A 15,827-nucleotide genomic window follows, 5' to 3' on the forward strand; every position below is an offset into this window, starting at 1 on the left:
GCGCGGCTTGCGCGGCATCAGGTCACGCAGGAAGGTCACGTAGGCAGACGGAATCTCCATGTCCACCATGAAATACGAGTGCGTGAACGAGAACAGGATCAGCAGTTGTTCCTGCCGCAGCAGCACCGTGTCGAGCGAGAGCTGGCCGGCGGCATTGCGTAGGATCGGCACGGCCAGCGGGAACGTCTTGTCGCCGTTGATCACGCGCCCGATGATGTACGCCGCCTTGTTGCGGAAGAACAGCGACGACAGCACGTGGATCTGGAAATTCGGCGCGATGCGGAAATCGCCGAAGTGCTCGCCCACCGCGCGCACCACGTAGCCGATATCACGCTCCAGGTCTTCAAACGGCGCGTTGAGCTGGAAGTTGTGGACGATGCGCTCGAAACAGGCGCCCAGGCCATCGCGTGTGCCGGGGTAATACGCGCGGTACGTCGGCTTGGTGGGCGACTCTTCATTCTCGATGTACTCCGTCGAGATGGCCGGGCGCACGAAGATGAAATCGTTGTTGAAGTACGAACGATGCAGGATACGCGTGCACACCGAGTTGAAGAAGGTCTCGGCGCACTCGGGCTGATGATGGTTGGTCAGCAGGCCGATGAAGTGCAGCTTGATCTGGCGCCAGATCTCGTCGTCGATGTTCTCGGCGTCGTATTCGTCTTCGAGGATGACCGAGGCTTCACGCACGCGCTCGTCGTAATAAGCAATGCGGTCGCGCTGCAACTGCTGCAGGCCGGCCCAGTCTCCGGTCTCGAACGCCGTCTTGGCCTGTACGCTGACCTCGCGGAACAAGCGATAGTGCTTGTCGAAGCCGTCGAGCATCGTGCGGGCAACGTCGAAGGCGATCTGCGACGAGAGGAGCTTGGGGAAATGGGACATGGCGTGTGCGCGGGGGCAGGGAAGCGGCAAAACCAGCAAACCAGGCAGACCTAGATTGTAGGGTCTTCGGTACCGTGTTCGCGTCCTGAAACCGTTGCGCCTCCTTATCCGTTTGGCTGATGGCCCCGTGCCCCAGCCCCGCCTGCTCTCGCCAGTTACATCGTCTCTGCGTACAGCTCGCGGCCGATCAGCATGCGGCGGATTTCCGACGTGCCGGCGCCAATCTCGTACAGCTTGGCGTCGCGCCACAGGCGGCCGACCGGGAATTCGTTGATGTAGCCATTGCCGCCCAGGATCTGGATGGCTTCGCCGGCCATCCAGGTGGCCTTCTCGGCGGTGTAGAGGATCACGCCGGCGCAGTCCTTGCGCACCTGGCGCACGTGGTCGCGGCCCAGTGAGTCGAGGTTCTTGCCGACCGTGTACAGGTACGCGCGGCAAGCCTGCAGCGTGGTGTACATGTCAGCCATCTTGCCCTGGATGAGCTGGAATTCGCCAATGCTCTGGCCGAACTGCTTGCGGTCGTGGATGTACGGCGTGACCACGTCCATGCAGGCCTGCATGATGCCGATCGGGCCGCCGGAGAGCACCGCGCGCTCGTAATCCAGGCCGCTCATCAGCACCTTGGTGCCGCCGTTTTCCTGACCGAGGATGTTTTCCACCGGCACTTCTACATTCTCGAACACCAGTTCGCCCGTGTGCGAGCCGCGCATGCCGAGCTTGTCCAGCTTCTGCGCCACCGAGAAACCCTTCATGCCTTTTTCGACGATGAACGCCGTCATGCCGCGCGCGCCCAGTTCGGGCTCGGTCTTGGCGTAGACGACCAGCACGTCGCAGTCGGGGCCGTTGGTGATCCACATCTTGGTGCCGTTGAGCACGTAGCGGTCGCCTTTCAGTTCCGCGCGCAGCTTCATGCTGACGACGTCCGACCCGGCATTCGGCTCGCTCATTGCCAGCGCGCCCACCCATTCGCCCGAAACCAGCTTGGGCAGGTACTTGGCCTTCTGGGCCGCCGTGCCGTTGCGATGGATCTGGTTCACGCACAGATTCGAGTGCGCGCCATACGACAGGCCCACTGACGCCGACGCACGGCTGATTTCTTCCATGGCGATCATGTGCGCCAGGTAGCCCATGTTGGCGCCGCCGTACTCCTCGGCCACCGTGATGCCGAGCACGCCCAGCTCGCCCATCTTGCGCCACGCGTCCATCGGGAACTGGTCGGTGCGGTCGATTTCGCCGGCACGCGGTGCCAGCTCGCCCTGCGCCCAATCGCGCACGGCCGAACGCAGCATCTCGATGTCTTCGCCCAAGTCGAATTTCAGGCCGGGCAGATCAATCATGGTGGTCTCCTTGGGCGCGGTTCGAGCCGCGGGTGTCTCTAGTCAGTGGTCTGGCGCTGTGCGGTGCGCCTCGCTTATGGCGGGCGCCGCGGTGCCGGGAGGGTGCTGCAGGGTGTTGCGTATTGTATTGACGTTTACGTAAACGTCAATGACTGTCCATTACGTAGATTTGCGGAATCAGGCGGCCTTGCGACGCTTGGTCGGCTTGACCGTGCCGGCCTGCGCGTCTTCCAGCAGGCGCCGGCACTGGCGTTCGTGCTGGTCGATCTCGGCCAGTTGGGCGTTCAAATCTTCCAACTGCTGCGTCAGCACCGCACGGTGTTGCGCCAGCGATGCCAGGAAGCGCTCCAGCTGCGGCACCGTATCGCGCGGCGACTCATACAGGTCCAGGATCTCCTTGATCTCGCCCAGCGACAGGCCGAGCCGCTTGCCTCGCAAGGTGAGCTTCAGGCGCGTGCGCTCGCCGGCCGAGTACACCCGCCGACGTCCGCCCGGGCCTTGGCGATCCGGCGCCAGCAGACCCTGGTCTTCGTAGAAGCGGATGGCGCGCGGCGTGATGTCGAACTCGCGTGCAAGATCGGTGATGGTGAAGCTTGCGTCGGCAAGCGCGGCGGCATCGCCCGATTCAAGATCGGCGGCAAGCGCGGCGGCGGCAGACGGAGTGGAGGCGGACATACGGCGGGAACGGGCTAACGGCAGAGGAGTGATGACACATGCACGCCGGGCAGCGACATTAAGTTTTCGCTTAAGATGGATGACCGGCGGCGAATTGACGTTTACGTTAGCGTCAATGGCGCCAAACCGCAATCGCAGAGACCGCCGCACAGCAGCTCAAGGCGGCGACCGAGACCCCACCCACATGAACGCGCTCGAACACCAACTCGACTATCCCTTTGGCGACACGCTTCCCGAAGGCGGCACGCGGTTTGAAGTCGCCCCTGGCGTCTACTGGCTGCGCATGCCGCTGCCGTTTGCGCTCGATCACATCAACCTCTGGCTGCTGCGCGATCGGCAGGACGGGCAGGACGGCTGGACGATCATCGATTGCGGCATCAACCACGAAGCGATTCGCGGGTACTGGGAAACGATCTTCGCGAACCACCTCGACGGCCTGCCGGTGCTGCGCGTGCTGGTCACGCACTGTCATCCGGACCACGTCGGCCTGTCGAACTGGCTGTGCGAAGGCGGCGACCAAAAACGCTGGAACGTGCGCCTGTGGATGAGCCTGGGCGACTACGCCTTCGCGCGCATGCTGGTGGGCGGCACGGGTGCGTCGAATGCCGGCGGCGAATTTGCCGCGCGCCATTTCGAGCGCCACGGCTTGACCGACCCGACTTCCATCGAAGGCATCCGTAACCGCAAGGATTACTACAGCACGCTCGTGCCAGGCGTGCCCAGCCAGTACCGCCGCCTGATGGACGGCAATGTCGTCACCATCGGCGCGCACACATGGCGTGTCATCACCGGTTTCGGCCACGCGCCCGAGCACGTCGCGCTCTACAGTGAAGAGGCCAACGTGCTGATTTCCGGCGACATGGTTCTGCCGCGCATTTCCACCAACGTGAGCGTGTTCGATCTGGAGCCTGAAGCGGATTCGCTCACGCTGTATCTGGATTCACTGGGCAAGTACGAGCCGCTGCCCGCGGATGTGCTGATTCTGCCGTCGCACGGGCGGCCGTTCCGGGGGCTGCATACGCGCATTCGGCAACTGCGCGATCACCATGCGGATCGCCTGGCCGAAACGTTGGCCGCGTGCAAGGCCGCGCCGCAATCGGCACGCGACATCGTCAACGTCATCTTCAAGCGTCAGTTCGATGTGCACCAGATGACCTTCGCGATGGGCGAGGCGCTTGCTCACCTGCATGCGCTGTGGCATCAAGGCGAACTGGTGCGCGAAACCGACGCGGACGGTATCGTTCGATTCCACGCAGCTGCATAAACCGCACGACCCGTGCCTTTCAACGGAGCCGCCCATGGCTGATCAGCATGACGTTCTCGACGACAGCGCCGTTGTCCTGCCGTTTCCCGCGCAAACGCCGACTGCGCCGTATTACGCCGTGATCTTCGCCTCCACGCGAACCGACGGCGACAACGGCTACGGCGCCATGGCCGACCGCATGGTGGAACTGGCGCGCAGCATGCCGGGTTTCCTCGGCATCGAATCCGTACGCGATGAGCTGGCTGGCGACCAGGGGCGGCCGGGCATCACCGTGTCGTATTGGTCGTCGCTGGAGGCCATTCGCGAGTGGAAGAACCAGAGCGACCACCTTGCCGCCCAGAAGCTGGGGCGTGAGCAGTGGTATGCGTCGTACCACCTGCGCATTGCCAAGGTCGAGTACGACTATGGGTTCGAGCGATAACGTATCGCTGCGGCCAACAAGAAACCCGCCAACCGGCGGGTTTTTTTTCGGCCTGAAGACTTGGCCCTAACGCAGCGTCTTCGCAAATTGCCCCAGATACCGCACGCCATCAATCGCGCGGCTGCCGTACCACGACACCATCTCGCCATCAACGAGGTAGACCGGCTTGCCGATCTGCTTTTCGAGCGCATCGACGTGCTCTTCGGTAAAGCTGTAAGGCTCGGTGGAGAGCAGCACGCAGTCGATGTTGCGCACAACATCATTGCTCCAGCGGAACGTCGGGTAGCGCGTGTCGGGCCGGTTGGGGCGGGCACAATCGCCGCTCTTGTTGGTGCCGCATTCCACGGGCGCCGGATCGTCGGGCCACGTATGGCAGTTGACGAGTTTGAGCATCCGCGAGATGTACGTGTCGCGCGACACGGTCATCCACGGGTCTTGCCAGATGGCGTACAGCACGCGGTGCGGCAGGAAGTGGCGACCGCGCAGCGCCTCCAGCTCCTGCGTCAGCGCATCCGACAACTTCTGCGCCTGCGCTTCGCGGCGAAAGATACCGCCCAACAGTTCGTATAGCGCGAGGTTGTCTTCCGGCGAGCAAGGATGCGTGACGATGATGTGCGGGATGAACTCGCGCAGCTTGTCGACGGTCGGACGCGTGTTCTCGTCAATGTTCACGATGACGTGCGTGGGCGCCAGCTCGCGCAACTTGTCCAGTTTGACGGTCTTGGTGCCACCGACCTTCGGTACGTTGCGCACCGCTTCGCGCGGGTGGATGCAGAAGCCGGTGCGGGCCACAAGCTGATCGCCCAGGTCGAGCGAGAACAGCAGATCGGTAATCGAAGGGACCAGGCTGGCGATGCGCGGTGTGGTGTCGACAGGGGCGTGGGCGAGCCCAGCCGCATCGGTGTAAGTCATGACGAAATCTCGGGGTTGCGGGGTTTGCGCCCGGCGCGCGCAAACGCAAAGTCATACAGCCCGCGCGGCAGCACGTGCAGCAGCTTGGCGACCATGCCCATCGGCCATGGCAGCACCGTGAAGCGCACGCCGCGATGGATCGCATTCACGGCTTTCAGCGCGAAGCGGTCCACCGGCATCAGGAAGGGCATGGGATAAGGATTGTGTTCGGTCATCGGCGTGCGGATGTAGCCGGGGGCGATCGTCACCACGCGCAGCCCAAGCGGGCCGAATTCCACGCGCAGGCTCTCCATCAGCTTGATCACCGCCGACTTGGAGGCGCTGTACGCTGCCGCACCCGGCAGCCCGCGCACGCCCGCCACGCTGGCAATGCCGACAAGCGTGCCGCCGGGCTGCCCAGGCTTGGCGCGTGCCAGCATCGGCCCGACAAACGGCTGGAACGTGTTGAGCACGCCCATCCAGTTGGTGTCCATCACGACAGCAAAGGCTTTCAGGTCGCCGGGTTCGCGCAAGTCCGTGCCGACCGAGATGCCGGCGTTGGCGATCACCACATCGGGCAGCCCGACCGTGGCGATAAAGGCGTTGGCCACGTCGCGCATCGATTCGGCGCTGCGCACGTCGGCGGCGTAGCAATGGCAGCGGCTCTGGATGCCGGCAGGCAGCGTCTGGACAAACTCGTGGAGCACGTCGACACGCCGCGCGACCAGCCCGATCATGGCGCCCTGCGCTGCGTACTGACGTGCCAAGGCTTGGCCGATGCCGCTGGAAGCGCCGGTGATGAAGACGATCTCGCTCATGTCGATGTCCTGGTAGGTGTGAAAAAGGCCGACGCACAAAAAACGCCCGCACAGGGGCGGGCGTCGATGGCGGTGTCACGCCCGGGCGAATGCCCGGAAACGCGTCAATCCGTCACATCTTGCGGTTGCGCACCTGGTCGACGAGGTAGTCGAGCGTCTGGGCAGCGCCCACGTTGCTGCCGGCATCTGCCGGCGACGTGGTGTATTTACCCTGCACAACGACGGTCGGCACGCCTTCGATCTTGTACTGATCGGCCAGCTGCGCGGCGCGTTTGGTATTGGCGTTCACACTGAACGAGTTGTAGGTGTCGCGGAACTGCTTCTCGTCGACGCCGTTGGCAGCCATGAACTTCGCAATGTCATCCAATTCGGACATCGAACGGTAGTTCTTGTGCAGTTGGTCAAACACGCGGTCATGCAGCGTCTTGCCGCTGGCGTCCTTGGCGTCGAGCTTGCCGAGCGCTTCCAGCGTGTAATAGATGCGGGTATGCGGCTCCAGCTTGGCATTGAAGGCCACCGGCACGCGCTTGATCACCACGTCCTTGCCTTGCTTGGCGACCCACGCCGTCCAGGTGTTTTCAAAGTCATAGCAGTGCGGGCAGCCGTACCAGAAGAACTCGGTCACTTCGATCTTGCCTGCGGGCACGGGCTGCGGCGTTTGCAGCACTTTGTATTCCTTGCCGGCGGTGGGCGCGGCGTTGGCCGGCGCGGTCATCAGGAAGCCGGCGCCGGTGGCGAGGGCAATCAGGAAAGCAGCGAGTTTTTTCATGGTGAATGGACGACGAATTAGACGACGAACTGGACGAAGCAACCGAAAAACCAGCGAAATCCAGCGCAGAACCGACAGATGCCGCTGTCAGCGTAACTGAGACTGAGGTTTCTGACCGATCGCAGCCCGCCGGGTTCACAGCGGGCTGCACGACTTGACGTTACTGGCGAGCGAAGCGAATGACCGACGATTCCACGCCCGTCGACTGCAGGCGGCCGCGCACGGCGGTCATCTCATCCAGCGAATTGAACGGCCCCAGGCGCACGCGATACATCGTGGTGCCGTTCACCTCGCGCTGCGTCACCTTGGCTTCAAAGCCTTGCATGGCGAGATTGCCCTTCTGACGCTCGGCATCTTCGGATGATTTGTAAGCGCCCACTTGCAGGAAGTAGCCCGTCTTGGCGGCATCTTGGCGGGCGATCTCGGCAATCGGGTCCGTCACCGGCTTTTCGTTGGAGGCGGTGACCGGCGCCTTGGGCGGCTTGGCGGCGGGCGCGCTTGCCACCTGCGGGGCCGAGCCCGGCTGGGCCGGATGGATGGTGATGCCCGGCGGCGGATTGTTCTGCTCGGCGGCCTGATCGACCGGCTTGGCCGGCACACGGCTCCACAACGGCGCGTTCGGGTCTGCTGCCTGCGGCGCGCTGGCTTGCGGCGCGGGCTGCACCGGCGTCGGCAGCGTGTTGACCACGTTGCCCGCTTCGCTCGGCTTGGGTTGCGCGCCGCCACGGGACACGAAGGGCACCGGCGCCTTGGTGATGTACACCGCCACCACCACGGCGATCGCCAAACCGACGATCAAGCCCAGCACCAGACCCAGAAACGTGCCGCCCCGTTGCGAGCGGGCACGGGAAGATTGCGTATTGCGTGCCATGTCGATCCTTCTAGAAGCGCCCGATTATAAGAGCGCCGTGTGATGCCAAATCGTGCGCGTTTACATCTTTTGCGGCGCGGACACGCCGATCACCGCCAGCCCGTTGCGCAGCACCTGACGCGTGGCAGCCAGCAGCGCCAGGCGGGCACGCTTGACGGCCTCGTCGTCGACCAGCACGCGATCGGCGTTGTAGAACGCGTGGAAATCGCCTGCCAGGTCGCGCAGGTAGAAAGCCACGGCGTGCGGGGCCAGTTCGCGTGCGGCGTCGGCCAGCATGTCGGGGAATGCGGCCAGGCGTTGCACCAGGGCGGTCGCCTGCGGGCTGACATCCGGGCCCGTCACCGCAGCCAGATCAGCGCAGGTGAGCGAGGCGGCGTCAACGCCTGCACGCTCGAACACCGAGCAGATGCGCGCGTGCGCGTACTGCACGTAATACACGGGGTTCTCGTCGCTCTGCTTGAGCGCCAGATCCACGTCGAAGACGAATTCGGTATCGGCCTTGCGCGACAGCAGGAAGAAGCGCACGGCGTCGCGGCCACGCGTGAAGCGCGCCGGCCAGTTCGGCTCGCCGGCTTCCACGCAGGCGCGGATGGTGTCGACGCCGGCTTCGCTGTCGGCGTCGCCGTTGGACCATTCGATCAGGTCGCGCACCGTCACGTACGAGCCGGCACGCTTGGAGATCTTCACCTCGGCGCCGTCCTTCATCACCGTGACCATCTTGTGCAGGACGTAATCGGGGTAGCCCTTCGGGATGCCGATGTTCAGGCCCTGCAGGCCGGCGCGCACGCGGGCGATGGTGCCGTGGTGGTCGCTGCCCTGCACATTGATGACCTGCGTGAAGCCGCGTCCCCATTTGGTCGTGTGGTACGCAACGTCGGGCACGAAGTAGGTGTAGGCGCCGTCGGATTTGCGCATGACGCGGTCCTTGTCGTCACCGTCGTCGGTGGTGCGCAGCCACAGCGCGCCTTCCTGCTCGTAGGTCTTGCCTGCAGCAACGAGCGCGTCCACCGTCTGCTGCACCTTGCCTTCGGTGTAGAGCGAAGACTCCAGGTAGTAGCGGTCGAACTTCACGCCGAAGGCCTGCAGATCGATGTCCTGCTCATTGCGCAGATACGTGACGGCAAAGCGGCGGATGGCTTCAATGTTCTCGACATCGCGCTCGCCCGTTACGGGTTCGCCATCGGAGGCGCGCACGGTCTTGCCGGCGAGGTAATCGGCGGCGATGTCGGCAATGTAGTCGCCGTTGTAAGCGGCTTCGGGCCAGTTGGCGTCGCCCGGCTTGTAGCCGCGTGCGCGGGCCTGGACGGAGACGGCGAGGTTGTGGATCTGGACGCCGGCGTCGTTGTAGTAGAACTCGCGGTGGACCTTGTGGCCCTGCCAGTCGAGCAGGCTCGCCAGCGCATCGCCCAGCGCGGCCTGGCGGCCGTGACCGACGTGCAGCGGACCGGTCGGGTTGGCCGAGACAAACTCCACCAGCACCGGCGCGCCGTCATGCGTGTTTGCGGCGCCATAGCGGTCGCCTTCTGCAAACACGGCGGCGATCACGTCGGCACGCGCGGCGGCAGACAGGCGCAGGTTGATGAAACCGGGGCCAGCGATCTCCACGGCGGCCACCAGGCGCTGGCCGCGGGCATCGGCGCGGATGGCATCGGCGATCTTGCTGGCCAGCTCGCGCGGGTTGGTGCCCAGCGGCTTAGCGAGCTGCAGCGCGACGTTGCAGGCGATGTCGCCGTGCGTGGCCTGCTTGGGGCGCTCCAGGACGATCTCCGGTCGGGCTTGGCCCTCGGGCAGCAGGGAGCCGACGGCGTCGGACAACAGTTGGGCGATCGTCTGTTTGTGGGAGGGCAGCATAAAGAAACCATGACGCCGGCAGTGCTGAATTGGATTGAAATCCAGTTCTGGCGCCGCCAGTTGCGTTGTTCGGGGAAAAGTACGAAATTTTATCAGGTGAGCCGCGGTCTCAGAGGTATCCGCCCCAGTGACGGCAATCCGCGGCCCCCACCCAACCAAGGGAAACAAGAAATCATGATCACCTTTACTTCGCACGCTTCGCAGAAATTCTCGATGCAGAAGGATCTCGCCATGGTGCTGCTGGGCGTGATCGGCAAGACGCTGGGCGAGCGCGGTGTCATCACGCCCGAAGAAATGCCCCACGCCATCGACCGCCTCAAGCGGGCCATCAAGGATGACACGCACCAGGCACATATCAAGGTGGCCGAACTGTCGGCGGCCGAGCTGGACGAAAACGGCGAAGAAGAGCCGCCGCACCTCGGGCAGCGCGCCTATCCGCTGCTGCACATGCTGGAAGAATCGCTGGTCGAACAATCCAGCGTGCTCTGGGGCGTCTGAGGACGGAGCGGGCCAAAAAAATGCCCGGCCGCCAAACGGGGCGGTCCGGGCATCCGGCCACAGCGGGCCGGGAGCGGGGGAGGGGGGCTGGCGCGCTGGCCGGTATCTCGTCCGACTGCTTTCGCTTTATTGGTCGTGGAGCATGTCGGACAACTCGTCCGCGTGTTCCTCCTCAACGGCCAGAATCTGTTCCAGGACGCGCCGCGTGGTGGGGTCTCGATCCCCGATGTAACGGATCATCTCCAGGTAGCTGTCGATCGCGATCCGCTCGGCCACCAGGTTCTCCTTGATCATGTCGACCAGGCCGTCGGCTTCCACGTATTCGGAATGGCTGCGCGTGGATAGTCCTTCCGGGTTGAAGTTGGGCTCGCCGCCCAGTTGCACGATGCGCGTGGCGATGCTGTCGGCGTGTGCCTGTTCCTCGTTGGCGTGCACCAGGAATTCTGCGGCGATCGGTTCTGCGTTGATGCCCTTGGCCATGAAATGGTGGCGCCGGTAGCGCAGCACGCAGATCAACTCGGTCGCCAGCGCCTCATTCAGCAGCCGCAGCACGGTCTCCCGATCGGCTTTGTAATCTTCGGTCACCGCACCTTCCTCAATGTGCTTGCGGGCACGTTCGCGCAAGGTTTTGATGTCGGTGAGGAAGCTGCTTTCCGAGGGGGCGGCGACGTTGGTCCGGCTCATGTGGTTGCTCCTGCGGGTGATTGCGGGTTGGTTTTATTCGCTGGCGTCGCGTCGGCTGCTTCCGCCGGCCAGCGCCACCACCAGCCCGATCGCTGCCCCAATCGCCACAGCGACACCCACCGACTTGAACGGTGCCGCCGTGATGGTTTCTTCGGTGCGATCGAGCGCCCAGTCCATGCGTTCGCGGGCCTGATGGGCACGCTCATTGGCGGCGCGGCGCAGCTGGTCGGCGCGCGCGTGCAGCGTGCGACTGGCGCGGTCGGCTTCTGCGCTGCCCTCGTCGGTCAATGTATGGATGGCGTTTTCAAGCGAGCGCAGCAGGCTCTGCACGTCTTCCACGGCAGGGCGAGCGGCATAGCGGGCGTGGTCGACGGCGTCGCTGGCACTGTTCATGGCGCGGTGCGCGCGATCATTGACGTCATCAATTCGGCTTCGGACGCGGTGGCTGGCAAAGAGTGACATGGTGAAGTTCCTCATCGTGACGCCCCGGAAGGCATACTCCGGCGGCGCGGTTGGTTCGGGCGCGGTTTCAGTTTTTGCGAAAGCGGGCCGCATGCCAAACCCCTTAGCAAGACACGGGCCGCGCTTCCGACTGGGTTGGCTGCGCTAATCGACGGCCTTGAAGACCGTGACGCCCAACACCAGAAACAGCACGAACAGCACTACGAAGATGAAGAACAGGACCTTGGCGATACTCGCCGCGCCTGCGGCAATGCCGGTAAAGCCCAGGACGCCGGCCACCAGGGAGATGATGGCGAAGATGAGTGCCCATTTCAGCATGTTGTCGTCTCCGGTTCGGATGGGATGGGAATGCAGGGCAGCGGAGCATTGGATGAGGCCGACGCCCTGTCGCGTATCCCTACGCACATCGCGTGCCTGACCGGGGTGCGCCCCAAGTGTCGCCCGGGGCGCCCACGCGGTATCATCCGAATTGCCAAAAAAACACAAACGCAACGCGCGCCGCGTCGGGCGGTTTGACGCGTTTCCTATGGGTCTGCATGCCATGCGGTCATCCTTGCGCTCCACTCTGCTGCTCGCCGGCGGCATTCTGCTGACGCTCGGGGTGCTGATTGCCTCGGAGACGGGCAACATCCGCCTGAGCCAGGGCTATCGGCAGGTGATTCAGTCGCAGCAGGCCGAAACCGCCATCAACGAACTGCTTGCCGAGCTGGTGAACGCCGAGGCCGGGCAACGCGGGTTCCTGCTCACGGGCAAGGACGAATACCTCGATCCATACAACAAGGCCATCCCGCACATCCACGCGTTGATGGCAGAAATTCGCGATCACTACGCCAACGATCCTGACGCGCTGAAGCTGTTCTCGGAGACGGCGCTCCAGGTCAGCCGCAAGCTCACCGAGATGGAACTCACCCTCATCTACGGCAAGCGTGATCTGGAAGTGGCGCTCGATCTCGTGCGCACCGATTTTGGCAAGGCATCGATGGAAGCGGTGCGGCAGGGGCTGGACCGCCTGCGTCAGCGTGAGATCGCCACCGTGGCGCGCAGTCTTGAACACGCCGAGCGCGACCTGGCGCTCTCGCGCTACGGCATTGCGCTCATCACGGCGGTCAACATCATCCTGCTGGTGGTACTGGGCATGCAGCACGCCAAGCGCCTTGCCGTGACGGAGCGTGAGCGCGACATGGCGGAGGAGGAAAGCCAGAAGCTCGACCGTATGGTGCGTGAGCGCACGCGTCAGTTGTCCGACTTGGCTGCGCACCTGCAGCGCGTGACCGAAGATGAGAAGACGCGCCTCGCGCGCGAGCTGCACGACGAGCTGGGCGCCATCCTCACCGCCACCAAGATGGACCTCCACTGGCTGCGTTCACGCATTCATGCCAATGAGCCTGCGGTAAGCGAAAAGATCACGCGCGTGATGGCCCACGTGGATCAGGGCATCCAGATCAAGCGCCGCCTGATCGAAGACCTGCGCCCGACGATCCTGCTCAACCTGGGTTTGGTGGAAGCGCTCTCGCAATTGACGGAGGACGTGGGCACGCGCAATGGCTGGCATACGGAAGTGAGCCTGCCCGACGATATGCCCAAGCTCACCGACGATGCGGCCATCGCGCTGTATCGGATCGTGCAGGAATCGCTGACCAACGCATCGAAATACGCGCATGCGACCACGGTGTCGGTGGCGCTCGATGTAGGTGAAGAGGGCGTGCGCTTGCGCGTGCGCGACAACGGCTGTGGGTTCCCCGCCGATATCGAGCGGCGCCGCATGGTCGGCCACCACGGCCTGCTGGGGATGGAGCAGCGCGCCATTGCGCTGGGCGGCACGCTCGTCATCGACTCAATGCCAGGCGGCGGTGTGACGATCATCGTCGAGCTGCCCCCCAGCGATGCCGTATTCGACCGAGGCGCGGCTAACGAACCGTCGGGCATGCAGGCGCTGACTGGCGGTATTGCGCCTGCCCCGGGCCGCGGCGGCGCGACGGTGTAAGTCGCTCGCCGTAACGCATCGCCCAAACAAAAAGCCCCATCGCGGGGCTTTTTGTTTTTGATGCCGGCGTCGCTGGCGCTGACGTTACATCTTCTGCTTGGCGTTGTCGGCCGAGTTCTCCAGCTTCTGACCACCGGTCTGGATGTCCTTGCCGGCGCCGGCCATGGTGTTGCAGCCGGCCAGGAACATACACGTCACTGCAAGTGCGGCACACAAGGTCTTCATCGAACGCTCCTTGAGGTGAGAAATGGCGTTGGGCGCGTGGCGCGACGGCAGATGCGGCGCGCTAAGAATCTCAGGGGTGGAAATGCTGCGCGGGCTGAGGACGGGGGCGGCCGACACCGGCGCGCTCTTCGATCACCTCGAACACCTTGTCGAGTTCGAGCGATTTGTCGAAGAAATAGTTGGCGCCGGCTTCAAAGCAGCGCTGCCGGTAGGTCGGAACCTGAGCGTGGTTGGTGTAGACGATACGTACGCTGGGCGACGCTTGATCGCGCAGCGTTTGGAGGACTTTGAAGCCATTGCCCTGCCGCAATTGCAGGTCGACGATCACGACGTCGTAGTGGCCCTGCCCCAGAAGGCCCAGCGCCAAATCTTCGGTGTCTGCCCATTCGACCGTCGCCACGAAGGCGGAGGCCTTGAGGTATTCCAGCACCATGCCGCGAAGCACCGGGGAATCCTCGATCAGGAGGACGCGCAGGCCACGGGCGGAGAGGGTGACGGCTTGATCCAGCATGGGTTGATGTTAGCCAGCGGGTTGCCGAGGTGGTATCAGGCGTTGTCCTACATGCCAGTTGGGTTTGCGGTGCGCCAAGGGGTTTTGGCGCCCCATCAGGTGCTACTCAACCAGGCCGTTCTTGATGGCGTAATACGTCAGATCGGCATTGGATTTCATGCCCATCTTTTCCAGAATCCGCGTGCGGTAAGTGCTGACCGTCTTGACGCTCAGGAACAGCTCTTCCGCGATGATCGATACCGATTGCCCGCGCGCCAGCTTGCAGAAGATCTGAAACTCACGCTTGGACAGCGTCTGGTGCAGCGGCTGGTCGGTCGGCTTTTCCAGGCCGCCAATCAGCAGCTCGGCCACGGTCGGGCTGACATAGCGACGGCCTTGCGACACGGTACGGATGGCCTTGACCAGCTCGTCCGGCGCGCTTTCCTTTGTCAGATAGCCCGATGCCCCTGCGCGGATCAGGTTGATGGCGTACTGGTCTTCCGGGAAGGTCGACAGGATCAGCACCGGCAGATCCGGATGGCGTTGGCGAGCCAGCTTGAGGGTGTCGATGCCGTTGCGATCGGGCATGGAAATGTCGAGCACCACGACGTCAAAGGCCCCGGTGCGGAGTTGCTCCATCACCTCTTCCCCGCTGGCCGCTTCCCCCGCGACTTCGATGTCCCGCTCTTCGGACAGAAACTGTCGAAGGCCGGCGCGAACGATCTCGTGGTCGTCCGCAATCAGGACGCGAATCATGCTGCTCCTTATGAGCGCGCTGGGCGGATTGCCCGACTCCGTGCGCTGCGCTTGTTGGTTCGATACGACAGCAATTGTATCGGACTGTTGCGCCAAAACGGGGCCCCTCGTGCTGGCGGTTTGAGAAGGCGTTGTCTGCGTTTCCATAAGAGACCTCGGGAATGTGCATGAATCGCAACATGTCGATGCCTCCCCGATCAGCAATCGGCGTGCCTGGGCGCGTGCGGCCAAAGAAAACGGGGCGGAAGAGTTCCGCCCCGAGGGTAGCCGGAATTGCCGGGCGGCCCCGGTTTTTCCGCGCAGTGACGTGTTACTTCGTCTGGGTCGTGGCGGCGGCGTTCGCGCCTGCGTCGGCGCTCAGGCCGGCGCCGGTGTCAGCCTTTGCGGCCTTGCCCGACTTCTCGGCCGACTTTTCCGTCTTGCTGACCGACTTGCCGACCTTGTCTGCGGTCTTGTCGACGCCGGCTTCCGTCTTCGCCTTGTGCTCGTGCGCGGCCTTGGCGCCGTGCTCAGCCTTGGTGTTCAGTTGGCTCTTGGCGGACTCGGTGTCCAGCTTGGCGCCCGTATCGGCCTTCAGGCCCACGCCGGCATTGCCTTGCGCCGGTGCCACGGCCGCAGTGCCATTGGATTGCAGCGATACGCCGGCCGACGGGGTTTGCGCGTTGGCGTAAGCCGAAGCAGCAGCGATGGCGATGGCGGACAGGGAGATCAGCAGCTTGTTCATGGAAGAGACTCCTTTCGTTCTGAACGGCCACGCGAGGGATTCGTCGCGGCATCACTCTGTGTGTGTTGAGTGAATGGGTTCAGTCTATGGAGCCCTTTCGGTTACGACTGTTAGGGGGTGTAAGCCTTTGTAATGTCAGGATCGCCCCTCTTGAAACCCCGGCAAAGCCAATGCCGGTGAGGGTTTGCGGACGTAAGACACAGCGTGATTCACACTATGTCTTAAACG

General features: G+C 63.7%; 19 protein-coding genes. 4 read left to right on the forward strand and 15 right to left on the reverse strand.

Going from position 1 to position 15,827, the window contains the following annotated elements; genetic code table 11:
• From CFE42_RS22890 to CFE42_RS22900, 3 genes are all read right to left on the reverse strand, one after another.
• The coding region (locus CFE42_RS22890) for an isocitrate dehydrogenase kinase/phosphatase AceK regulatory subunit (RefSeq protein ID WP_296159690.1) at positions 1–879 on the reverse strand (879 nt) is incomplete at its 3' end.
• 155 nt (positions 880–1,034) lie between these two features.
• A complete protein-coding gene (locus CFE42_RS22895) occupies positions 1,035–2,216 on the reverse strand; it encodes an isovaleryl-CoA dehydrogenase (protein ID WP_004633702.1) in 1,182 nt (393 codons plus the stop codon).
• A 177-nt stretch (positions 2,217–2,393) separates the two neighbouring features.
• Complete coding sequence (locus CFE42_RS22900; RefSeq protein ID WP_004633705.1) at positions 2,394–2,891, reverse strand: MerR family DNA-binding transcriptional regulator; 498 nt, start codon at positions 2,889–2,891, stop codon at positions 2,394–2,396.
• 184 nt (positions 2,892–3,075) lie between these two features.
• Here CFE42_RS22900 and CFE42_RS22905 point away from each other — a divergent pair, with 184 nt between their 5' ends.
• Entirely contained in the window at positions 3,076–4,155 is a 1,080-nt protein-coding gene (locus tag CFE42_RS22905) for an MBL fold metallo-hydrolase (protein WP_004633706.1), read from the forward strand.
• A gap of 34 nt (positions 4,156–4,189) precedes the next feature.
• The gene (locus CFE42_RS22910) at positions 4,190–4,576 is read left to right on the forward strand and encodes an antibiotic biosynthesis monooxygenase (protein ID WP_004633708.1); all 387 of its coding nucleotides are present in this window, start codon (positions 4,190–4,192) and stop codon (positions 4,574–4,576) included.
• 66 nt (positions 4,577–4,642) lie between these two features.
• Here the strand turns inward: CFE42_RS22910 and CFE42_RS22915 are convergent, their stop codons facing one another.
• The 5 genes from CFE42_RS22915 to argS form a co-directional block, all read right to left on the reverse strand.
• Positions 4,643–5,488 carry a helical backbone metal receptor gene (locus CFE42_RS22915; protein WP_004633709.1) on the reverse strand — a complete coding sequence of 282 codons (846 nt, stop codon included), beginning with the start codon at positions 5,486–5,488 and terminating at the stop codon, positions 4,643–4,645.
• Positions 5,485–6,285 (reverse strand): SDR family oxidoreductase, encoded by an 801-nt coding sequence (locus CFE42_RS22920; protein ID WP_004633711.1) that lies wholly within the window; start codon positions 6,283–6,285, stop codon positions 5,485–5,487. The genes CFE42_RS22915 and CFE42_RS22920 overlap by 4 nt, the downstream gene beginning before the upstream one ends.
• A gap of 112 nt (positions 6,286–6,397) precedes the next feature.
• Entirely contained in the window at positions 6,398–7,054 is a 657-nt protein-coding gene (locus tag CFE42_RS22925) for a thiol:disulfide interchange protein DsbA/DsbL (RefSeq protein WP_004633713.1), read from the reverse strand.
• 160 nt (positions 7,055–7,214) lie between these two features.
• Entirely contained in the window at positions 7,215–7,925 is a 711-nt protein-coding gene (locus CFE42_RS22930) for an SPOR domain-containing protein (RefSeq protein WP_004633716.1), read from the reverse strand.
• A gap of 60 nt (positions 7,926–7,985) precedes the next feature.
• Positions 7,986–9,776, reverse strand: coding sequence for an arginine--tRNA ligase (argS, locus tag CFE42_RS22935; RefSeq protein WP_004633718.1), 1,791 nt, complete (start codon positions 9,774–9,776; stop codon positions 7,986–7,988).
• Positions 9,777–9,950: 174 nt separating this feature from the next.
• Between argS and CFE42_RS22940 the strand changes: the two genes are divergently transcribed.
• Positions 9,951–10,274 carry a DUF1840 domain-containing protein gene (locus CFE42_RS22940; protein ID WP_004633720.1) on the forward strand — a complete coding sequence of 108 codons (324 nt, stop codon included), beginning with the start codon at positions 9,951–9,953 and terminating at the stop codon, positions 10,272–10,274.
• 126 nt (positions 10,275–10,400) lie between these two features.
• Here CFE42_RS22940 and CFE42_RS22945 read toward each other — a convergent pair whose 3' ends face one another.
• The 3 genes from CFE42_RS22945 to CFE42_RS22955 form a co-directional block, all read right to left on the reverse strand.
• Positions 10,401–10,958, reverse strand: coding sequence for a ferritin-like domain-containing protein (locus CFE42_RS22945; RefSeq protein ID WP_004633723.1), 558 nt, complete (start codon positions 10,956–10,958; stop codon positions 10,401–10,403).
• 33 nt (positions 10,959–10,991) lie between these two features.
• Positions 10,992–11,351, reverse strand: a complete 360-nt coding sequence (locus CFE42_RS22950) for a DUF883 family protein (protein WP_009277192.1) — start codon at positions 11,349–11,351, stop codon at positions 10,992–10,994.
• 213 nt (positions 11,352–11,564) lie between these two features.
• Positions 11,565–11,738, reverse strand: a complete 174-nt coding sequence (locus CFE42_RS22955) for a DUF1328 family protein (RefSeq protein ID WP_004633727.1) — start codon at positions 11,736–11,738, stop codon at positions 11,565–11,567.
• Positions 11,739–11,961: 223 nt separating this feature from the next.
• Here CFE42_RS22955 and CFE42_RS22960 point away from each other — a divergent pair, with 223 nt between their 5' ends.
• The gene (locus tag CFE42_RS22960) at positions 11,962–13,404 is read left to right on the forward strand and encodes a CHASE3 domain-containing protein (protein ID WP_004633729.1); all 1,443 of its coding nucleotides are present in this window, start codon (positions 11,962–11,964) and stop codon (positions 13,402–13,404) included.
• Positions 13,405–13,488: 84 nt separating this feature from the next.
• Here the strand turns inward: CFE42_RS22960 and CFE42_RS22965 are convergent, their stop codons facing one another.
• The 4 genes from CFE42_RS22965 to CFE42_RS22980 all read right to left on the reverse strand — a co-directional run bounded on the left by CFE42_RS22965 (position 13,489) and on the right by CFE42_RS22980 (position 15,599).
• Positions 13,489–13,629 (reverse strand): entericidin A/B family lipoprotein, encoded by a 141-nt coding sequence (locus CFE42_RS22965; protein ID WP_004633731.1) that lies wholly within the window; start codon positions 13,627–13,629, stop codon positions 13,489–13,491.
• 70 nt (positions 13,630–13,699) lie between these two features.
• Entirely contained in the window at positions 13,700–14,140 is a 441-nt protein-coding gene (locus CFE42_RS22970) for a response regulator (protein WP_004633733.1), read from the reverse strand.
• A 102-nt stretch (positions 14,141–14,242) separates the two neighbouring features.
• Positions 14,243–14,875, reverse strand: coding sequence for a response regulator transcription factor (locus CFE42_RS22975; RefSeq protein ID WP_009277190.1), 633 nt, complete (start codon positions 14,873–14,875; stop codon positions 14,243–14,245).
• A 310-nt stretch (positions 14,876–15,185) separates the two neighbouring features.
• Entirely contained in the window at positions 15,186–15,599 is a 414-nt protein-coding gene (locus tag CFE42_RS22980; protein ID WP_004633737.1) for a hypothetical protein, read from the reverse strand.
• Positions 15,600–15,827: the final 228 nt, after the last annotated feature.

The organism is Ralstonia sp. PBBBR1 (assembly GCF_002256165.1).
In the GTDB taxonomy this organism is placed as follows: domain Bacteria; phylum Pseudomonadota; class Gammaproteobacteria; order Burkholderiales; family Burkholderiaceae; genus Ralstonia; species Ralstonia thomasii.

Excerpts from the sequence above, each read along its gene's own strand:
- CFE42_RS22895 (WP_004633702.1), bottom strand. The coding sequence starts at position 2,216 with ATGATTGATCTGCCCGGCCTGAAATTCGACTTGGGCGAAGACATCGAG.
- CFE42_RS22900 (WP_004633705.1), bottom strand. The coding sequence starts at position 2,891 with ATGTCCGCCTCCACTCCGTCTGCCGCCGCCGCGCTTGCCGCCGATCTT.
- CFE42_RS22905 (WP_004633706.1), top strand. The coding sequence starts at position 3,076 with ATGAACGCGCTCGAACACCAACTCGACTATCCCTTTGGCGACACGCTT.
- CFE42_RS22910 (WP_004633708.1), top strand. The coding sequence starts at position 4,190 with ATGGCTGATCAGCATGACGTTCTCGACGACAGCGCCGTTGTCCTGCCG.
- CFE42_RS22915 (WP_004633709.1), bottom strand. The coding sequence starts at position 5,488 with ATGACTTACACCGATGCGGCTGGGCTCGCCCACGCCCCTGTCGACACC.
- CFE42_RS22920 (WP_004633711.1), bottom strand. The coding sequence starts at position 6,285 with ATGAGCGAGATCGTCTTCATCACCGGCGCTTCCAGCGGCATCGGCCAA.
- CFE42_RS22925 (WP_004633713.1), bottom strand. The coding sequence starts at position 7,054 with ATGAAAAAACTCGCTGCTTTCCTGATTGCCCTCGCCACCGGCGCCGGC.
- CFE42_RS22930 (WP_004633716.1), bottom strand. The coding sequence starts at position 7,925 with ATGGCACGCAATACGCAATCTTCCCGTGCCCGCTCGCAACGGGGCGGC.
- argS (WP_004633718.1), bottom strand. The coding sequence starts at position 9,776 with ATGCTGCCCTCCCACAAACAGACGATCGCCCAACTGTTGTCCGACGCC.
- CFE42_RS22940 (WP_004633720.1), top strand. The coding sequence starts at position 9,951 with ATGATCACCTTTACTTCGCACGCTTCGCAGAAATTCTCGATGCAGAAG.
- CFE42_RS22945 (WP_004633723.1), bottom strand. The coding sequence starts at position 10,958 with ATGAGCCGGACCAACGTCGCCGCCCCCTCGGAAAGCAGCTTCCTCACC.
- CFE42_RS22950 (WP_009277192.1), bottom strand. The coding sequence starts at position 11,351 with ATGAACAGTGCCAGCGACGCCGTCGACCACGCCCGCTATGCCGCTCGC.
- CFE42_RS22955 (WP_004633727.1), bottom strand. The coding sequence starts at position 11,738 with ATGCTGAAATGGGCACTCATCTTCGCCATCATCTCCCTGGTGGCCGGC.
- CFE42_RS22960 (WP_004633729.1), top strand. The coding sequence starts at position 11,962 with ATGCGGTCATCCTTGCGCTCCACTCTGCTGCTCGCCGGCGGCATTCTG.
- CFE42_RS22965 (WP_004633731.1), bottom strand. The coding sequence starts at position 13,629 with ATGAAGACCTTGTGTGCCGCACTTGCAGTGACGTGTATGTTCCTGGCC.
- CFE42_RS22970 (WP_004633733.1), bottom strand. The coding sequence starts at position 14,140 with ATGCTGGATCAAGCCGTCACCCTCTCCGCCCGTGGCCTGCGCGTCCTC.
- CFE42_RS22975 (WP_009277190.1), bottom strand. The coding sequence starts at position 14,875 with ATGATTCGCGTCCTGATTGCGGACGACCACGAGATCGTTCGCGCCGGC.
- CFE42_RS22980 (WP_004633737.1), bottom strand. The coding sequence starts at position 15,599 with ATGAACAAGCTGCTGATCTCCCTGTCCGCCATCGCCATCGCTGCTGCT.